This window comes from Candidatus Hakubella thermalkaliphila (genome assembly GCF_013281975.1).
Taxonomy (GTDB): Bacteria; Actinomycetota; Humimicrobiia; order Hakubellales; family Hakubellaceae; genus Hakubella; species Hakubella thermalkaliphila.
In genome coordinates, this window is sequence record NZ_BLRZ01000114.1 from 1 (window position 1) to 5,262 (window position 5,262).

At 48.9% G+C, this 5,262-nt stretch carries 7 protein-coding genes and 1 other RNA gene; 2 read left to right on the forward strand and 6 right to left on the reverse strand.

Annotated elements, in window-relative coordinates:
- The coding region (locus HW443_RS13040; protein ID WP_219857239.1) for a hypothetical protein at positions 1 to 261 on the forward strand (261 nt) is incomplete at its 5' end.
- A gap of 66 nt (positions 262 to 327) precedes the next feature.
- Here the strand turns inward: HW443_RS13040 and HW443_RS09190 are convergent.
- The 3 genes from HW443_RS09190 to HW443_RS09200 all read right to left on the reverse strand — a co-directional run bounded on the left by HW443_RS09190 (position 328) and on the right by HW443_RS09200 (position 2,268).
- Complete coding sequence (locus tag HW443_RS09190) at positions 328 to 1,161, reverse strand: hypothetical protein (protein ID WP_176238089.1); 834 nt, start codon at positions 1,159 to 1,161, stop codon at positions 328 to 330.
- Between the two features lie 97 nt (positions 1,162 to 1,258).
- Positions 1,259 to 1,876, reverse strand: coding sequence for a type II toxin-antitoxin system VapC family toxin (locus HW443_RS09195; RefSeq protein WP_176231864.1), 618 nt, complete (start codon positions 1,874 to 1,876; stop codon positions 1,259 to 1,261).
- Positions 1,873 to 2,268, reverse strand: coding sequence for a helix-turn-helix domain-containing protein (locus HW443_RS09200; RefSeq protein ID WP_176229393.1), 396 nt, complete (start codon positions 2,266 to 2,268; stop codon positions 1,873 to 1,875). Before HW443_RS09200 ends, HW443_RS09195 begins: the two co-directional genes overlap by 4 nt.
- Before the next feature lie 47 nt (positions 2,269 to 2,315).
- Here HW443_RS09200 and HW443_RS09205 point away from each other — a divergent pair, with 47 nt between their 5' ends.
- Positions 2,316 to 2,924, forward strand: a complete 609-nt coding sequence (locus HW443_RS09205; protein WP_258188969.1) for a cation diffusion facilitator family transporter — start codon at positions 2,316 to 2,318, stop codon at positions 2,922 to 2,924.
- Between the two features lie 101 nt (positions 2,925 to 3,025).
- Here the strand turns inward: HW443_RS09205 and rnpB are convergent.
- From rnpB to HW443_RS09220, 3 genes are all read right to left on the reverse strand, one after another.
- An RNA gene (gene rnpB / locus HW443_RS09210) (RNase P RNA component class A) lies at positions 3,026 to 3,499 on the reverse strand.
- Positions 3,500 to 3,510: 11 nt separating this feature from the next.
- Positions 3,511 to 4,290 carry a precorrin-3B C(17)-methyltransferase gene (gene cobJ, locus HW443_RS09215; RefSeq protein WP_258188968.1) on the reverse strand — a complete coding sequence of 260 codons (780 nt, stop codon included), beginning with the start codon at positions 4,288 to 4,290 and terminating at the stop codon, positions 3,511 to 3,513.
- Positions 4,281 to 5,060, reverse strand: a complete 780-nt coding sequence (locus HW443_RS09220) for a cobalt-precorrin 5A hydrolase (RefSeq protein WP_176236906.1) — start codon at positions 5,058 to 5,060, stop codon at positions 4,281 to 4,283. Before HW443_RS09220 ends, cobJ begins: the two co-directional genes overlap by 10 nt.
- Between the last annotated feature and the right edge of the window lie 202 nt (positions 5,061 to 5,262).

A 5,262-nucleotide genomic window follows, 5' to 3' on the forward strand; every position in this document is an offset into this window, starting at 1 on the left:
ATCCTGCAAAACGTTGGCACGGGGTCGTTAAACATCTCAAGTGCAAACATTGCCTCAGGAGTCGTTTACTTCAGTATCGAAGATGATGAGTGCACAGGTCGCAACCTTGCCACCGGTCAGGAGTGCATAATCGGAGTGCGATTTGGCCCTCTTGGCGTGTGCGGTCCACCTGGTTCACCTTACGACGGTAATCTCAGAATTAGATCAAACGACCCGTACGAAGGAACAGTGAATATAAGGCTCCGCGCAAGACAAGGGTAAGACAGGGCTAAAGAAGGAAACGGCGAATCGGGGAAGATGAAAAGATACAGGTTATTTTTAATCATCCTATCGCTGTCCCTGATTTTTGGATTGACTCAGGGTTGTGATAATGATAAAGGGGAGCCCTGCAGGGCCAAAACAGGAACCCGATGTACTCCAACGAAACGATGCCGTGACCCTTTGTGAACCAACGCTCGCACAGGTTATGTTTCGGGTGGGATCAATCCCGCCATCACTACTTTCCCACCTGTAAGTTACTGTGCCAGGGCCATTTACAGTGATGACAGCAGAAAAGTCAAAGTCCGTGGGACACGGTCCAGTCCATGATGGCGGACTAACACTCGCCGTGACGCTTGTAACAGCGAATGGCACCTCGCAGAGGAAGTTGATCTCCTTCCGAGCTCTATCCGAGCCCGCCGAGTTAGTGGCTGTCGCCTCCAGAGTAAAACTCTCACCTGCTCGCAAGTTGATCTGGGCTACGTCATTTCCCCAGGCCCCATCGCTATCATCTCTATTGAACTCTATGGTAGGCCTGGGATTTCCGGTCACCTCGGCTCGGACGCGGTAGACGCACACATCCCCTACCAGCTCGGGACCATAGATCTGGGTCAGAGATATGGTGGGGCTGGTAGCTTCGGGGGTGGTCTCTTCTGTGGTGGCCTCCTCTGTGGTAGCTTCTTCTGTGATAGCCTCCTCTGTAGCAGCTGCCTCCGGGGTGGCCTCTTCTTTCGCGACCTCTGCTGCCACTACGGTGACCTGGGCCTGGGCGGATCGGGTCTCATCAGCCCTGGCTACGGCCTTGACTTGCACCGCTCTAGGAGGAACCTCAAAGGGAGCCCTGTAGAGACCAGTGCTGGATATGGTACCATTGGTGGCATCTCCGCCTTCCACCTCGTTCACATACTAGATTACCTCATCTTCAGCCCCCCTGACCTCAGCCGTAAACTGGACCACCCCGGAGGTCTCCACTTGAGCACTGGTGGGGGATAGGGATACCTCAATGGGCTCCCTTTGGAGATACCTCAGAACAAAGAGGCCAGCCAGCAGGCCCAAAATGAGAAATACTACCAGAGCCAGAAGCACCACGGCTACGACACGGGCTCTGGATCCTGGCCGGGGAGGTTCTCCCCCCATCTGAATTCTTTGAGTGGGTCTCTCTTCCATCGTCTTCCTCTTTCTTTATTTGGTAGTCACCAATCCATTTCACAAAGGGCAGTTGAGGTGAAAAGATCTTATAAAGCTCCTCATCAGCTGTCCAAAGATCACAGGACAGAAGTTTAGCCAGGGCCACGTAGTGGCTGTCGTAAACCGTGCGCCGTTGGTAGGCTCGAGCCAACTCCAGAGCCTCCTCATAAAGGGTGGGCGGCGCATAAATGGAGACCTGAAATTGCTCAAAGCTCCGCAAAGCCTCCTTCCCCTCCTCTGGTGTCAGCGCCTGGTAATAAACCCGCTTATGGATAGCATTGGTCACTTCAACTGGAAGATGGGGAGGAGCAATGACTTCGATCCCACCTTCTTCTAAATCGCTCACTAAGGCAAGCGCTTTTTCCTGGTGGATCTCTGGAAGAACCCATTTAGCCGCTACGCTGGCGTCCACGCAAACCATCAGGGTCATAGCTCAGCCGTACGTTCCTCTCTAGCTTCCTTGATAAGATCAGCTGAGGAGCCGGGCAAAAGCCTCCCGCCTCGCCGGGCCAGAATCTTCTCCCGCAAAGCCAGGACCTTCCTGATGGCAGTTGCCTGATCAGGAGCCTGATTGGCTGACATTGGCCTAACGGAACCCCCTTTTCCCTTCATGTCCCACATGGCCATTTCCTCTTTTCTTATCTTGGCTGGTTGGATAACACTAGAAAGATCTTCTTTTTTGATCCTGATCCTCCTTGGTCCCACCCGGTAAGCACGCAGTCTCTCCGCCTCAATCCAGCGCCAGATGGTAGAGACAGAAACGTGAAGGATCTTTGCCGCCTCCTCAACAGTATAGAAATCAGTTTCAAACGTCGTCGTCATTCCTCTTCCTCCGAACATAGAAGTAGCTCGCCAGATAATTGCATACATTGCAATTATTATCATTTTTTGCAAAAAATGTCAACAGGAAGACTCCTTTGGTCTTGACGGTAGCTATAATAGGGCTGGTAGCAAATCTAGCAGGAATCTGGGTACTAAGAAAAACTAGTCGGGAAAACCTGAATGTCCAAGGAGCCTTCCTGCATATTTTGGGCGATACCCTTTCTTCTGTAGGGGTCATTATGGGAGAAATTATTATCTTCTTTACCGGTTGGTATATCATCGACCCGCTCATTGGCGTCTTAATCGGTGGAATAATTCTGAGAGGAGCTGTTGGCCTGGTGATGGAATCGGGAAACATACTCCTGGAGGGAGTGCCCAGACATATCAATATCGAAAAAGTAGCCTCCGCAGTAAAAATTACCCCGGGAGTAAGGGATATTCATGATCTTCACATCTGGGCTATTACTTCAGGTATTTACGCGCTCAGTGGACATCTTCGGATTGATGACCAGATGGTCAGCAAGAGCTCCGATATTCTGGCAGAGGTCAATCATCTATTGAGTGAGAGATTTGGCATCGGGCACACCACTTTACAACTGGAGTGTGAGAGCTGTGTGAACGGCCTGGTCTGCCGCCTGGAGAACCCGGAAAGATGATCTTCGCCAGGCTTTCCCTGATCTTGGGTGGCCCTTTTCAAGAATTTCACTTCCATCACTTAAAAATAAGAAATCTGCCACCCGCAGAGGAGCGGCAGATATAGGAGAGTCGATCTATAAGCCGAGTTCTGTACCCTTGGAACGTCCTTTTGAGACATCCCTGGGTGGTGATCATCCATCTGGGATACATGTTACCATGTACCTCAAGCAGCCTACCCGAGGACAGAGCGAGCAACCCTATCGTCCTCCTATTTGGCCTTGCTCCGAGCGGGGTTTGCCAAGCCAGACTGTCACCAGGCTGCTGGTGAGCTCTTACCTCGCCTTTTCACCCTTACCAGGAAGTATCCTATCTCTACCAAGATTTTTATCCAGGCTCTATGGCCTCAAAGAAAGCCCTGTGGCTCCCAGTTATTCCTGGAGTAGATAATCTCCTTCCTGGCGGTGTGTTTTCTGTGGCACTTTCCTTCGGGTCACCCCGACTGGGCGTTACCCAGCGCTCTGCTCTATGGAGCTCGGACTTTCCTCGAGAACACTTTTCCGAAGAAGTGTGTCCCCGCGATCACCCGATCGACTCTCCGAACTCATTTTAACATTTTTTAAGAGAATAGGCAAATTCTTCTGGAAGCCGGTCTTTAGCATCAACTCTGATCTTATAACCTCTTGGAGTCACCATATAGCGATCAGAGAGGGAAGTGGAAGAATTACCAACAATAATGGTGGTCAACATATCAATACTATAATCCAACATCCTATCCAAAGTGGTAAGGATGACCTTTTCCTTTCCTCTTTTGGCATTACGAACTATCCCCACGGGAGTTTGGCCAGATCTATACTTCAACAGAAGAGCTTGCGTCTTTGAAATCTGCCAGGTTCTCTTCTTGCTTTTGGGGTTGTATAAAACGATGACAAAATCTCCCTGGCAAGCATAAGTTAAGCGCCTCTCAATGATCTCCCAGGGAGTTAAAATATCACTGAGGCTGATTAGAGCAAAATCATTCATTATCGGTGCGCCCAAAGAACTGGCTGCCGCGCAAAATGCAGGAATACCCGGGATTATCTCTAGATCCAGATTGATGCTCCTCTTTTCTACGATCTCTAAGACTACGCCAGCCATGCCATAGATACCTGAATCTCCACTGGAGATAAGGGCAACCTTCCTCCCAGATAAAGCCTGTTCTATTGCTGTCTCGGCCCTGACTAGCTCTTTCCCCATCGAGGAAGCGATAACCTCTTTGCCTTGGACCAAGTCGCCCAAAAGTTTAACATAGGCTCTATATCCGATAATTACCTCACACGACCTGAGAACACAGAAGGCCTTCTGGCTCAGGTACCCTAACTCACCCGGGCCGATCCCAACTATGTACAATCTTCCCTGGCTATGGCTATGGTCACGCCGCAGATCACTGTCTTGGGCAAAATTAGCTTTGCTCTTCTCCCCGCTAACAGTGCACAAGGTTCGCTCACCCCGTTCAGTCCAATCTTCTTTTTTACAAAATCTGATTTCTGATATTTGCCCCCAAAATTTGCTATCTTATAACAAGGCACAAATGTTAGAGGAACACCTAGCTCCACACATGCCTCTTTCAATCCAGTTTCGTTCTTCTTTATTTCTACAGTTGCTATACACATCACTTCATCTAAGGAAAGGCCTCTCATTTTTAGACCTTCGGTTATGGCCCTCTTGATATCCTCTTTCTTAGCCCCTTTTCTGCATCCCAGGCCCACAATTATTTTTTTATTCGTCTCTGAAGCAGTAGTAACTATAGCTTGAGCCCCAATAGAGTTAGCAACTGCATAGGCCAATTTATTGGCTCCACCTTCATGTCCAGACAGGGTACTGATAGCAAATCTGGCCGCCTCATCAACAACCACAATAGCGGGATCCTGGTATTTATCCTTCAAATAGGGAGCAATTACTCTTACCACAATTCCCAAAGCCATACAAAAGACTATCCCCTCGAATTCCGCAAAGAGTTCCTTCACTAAATCTCTTAATCTTCCTTCAAATAGAAGGTCACTTTCTTTATCCTTACCCAACCTGGCCGGGACGAATAGCTTGCTTTCACCTAAAGCTTGATGAATTTTCCGGCCTACCTTTTCTCCCTGATCAGTTATAACTACTACTGCTATCTTCAAATTCTTTTCTTCCTGAAGCTATGTTCAAAGTGTTTATCATAAAGCCTGGACCTTTGGTAATCCTTTTCTAAAATATGGCCAACAATAATTAAGGCCTGGCTCTTGATTCCCGCATCCTTAACCTTAGCCGCAATATCGTGCAAACATCCCGACTTCCGCACTTATTTTAAAAAACACCTCTTCAGAGGGGGTTTTCTATCAT

Coding starts and splice junctions, on each gene's coding strand:
- HW443_RS09200 (WP_176229393.1), bottom strand. CDS start 2,268: ATGACGACGACGTTTGAAACTGATTTCTATACTGTTGAGGAGGCGGCA.
- HW443_RS09195 (WP_176231864.1), bottom strand. CDS start 1,876: ATGACCCTGATGGTTTGCGTGGACGCCAGCGTAGCGGCTAAATGGGTT.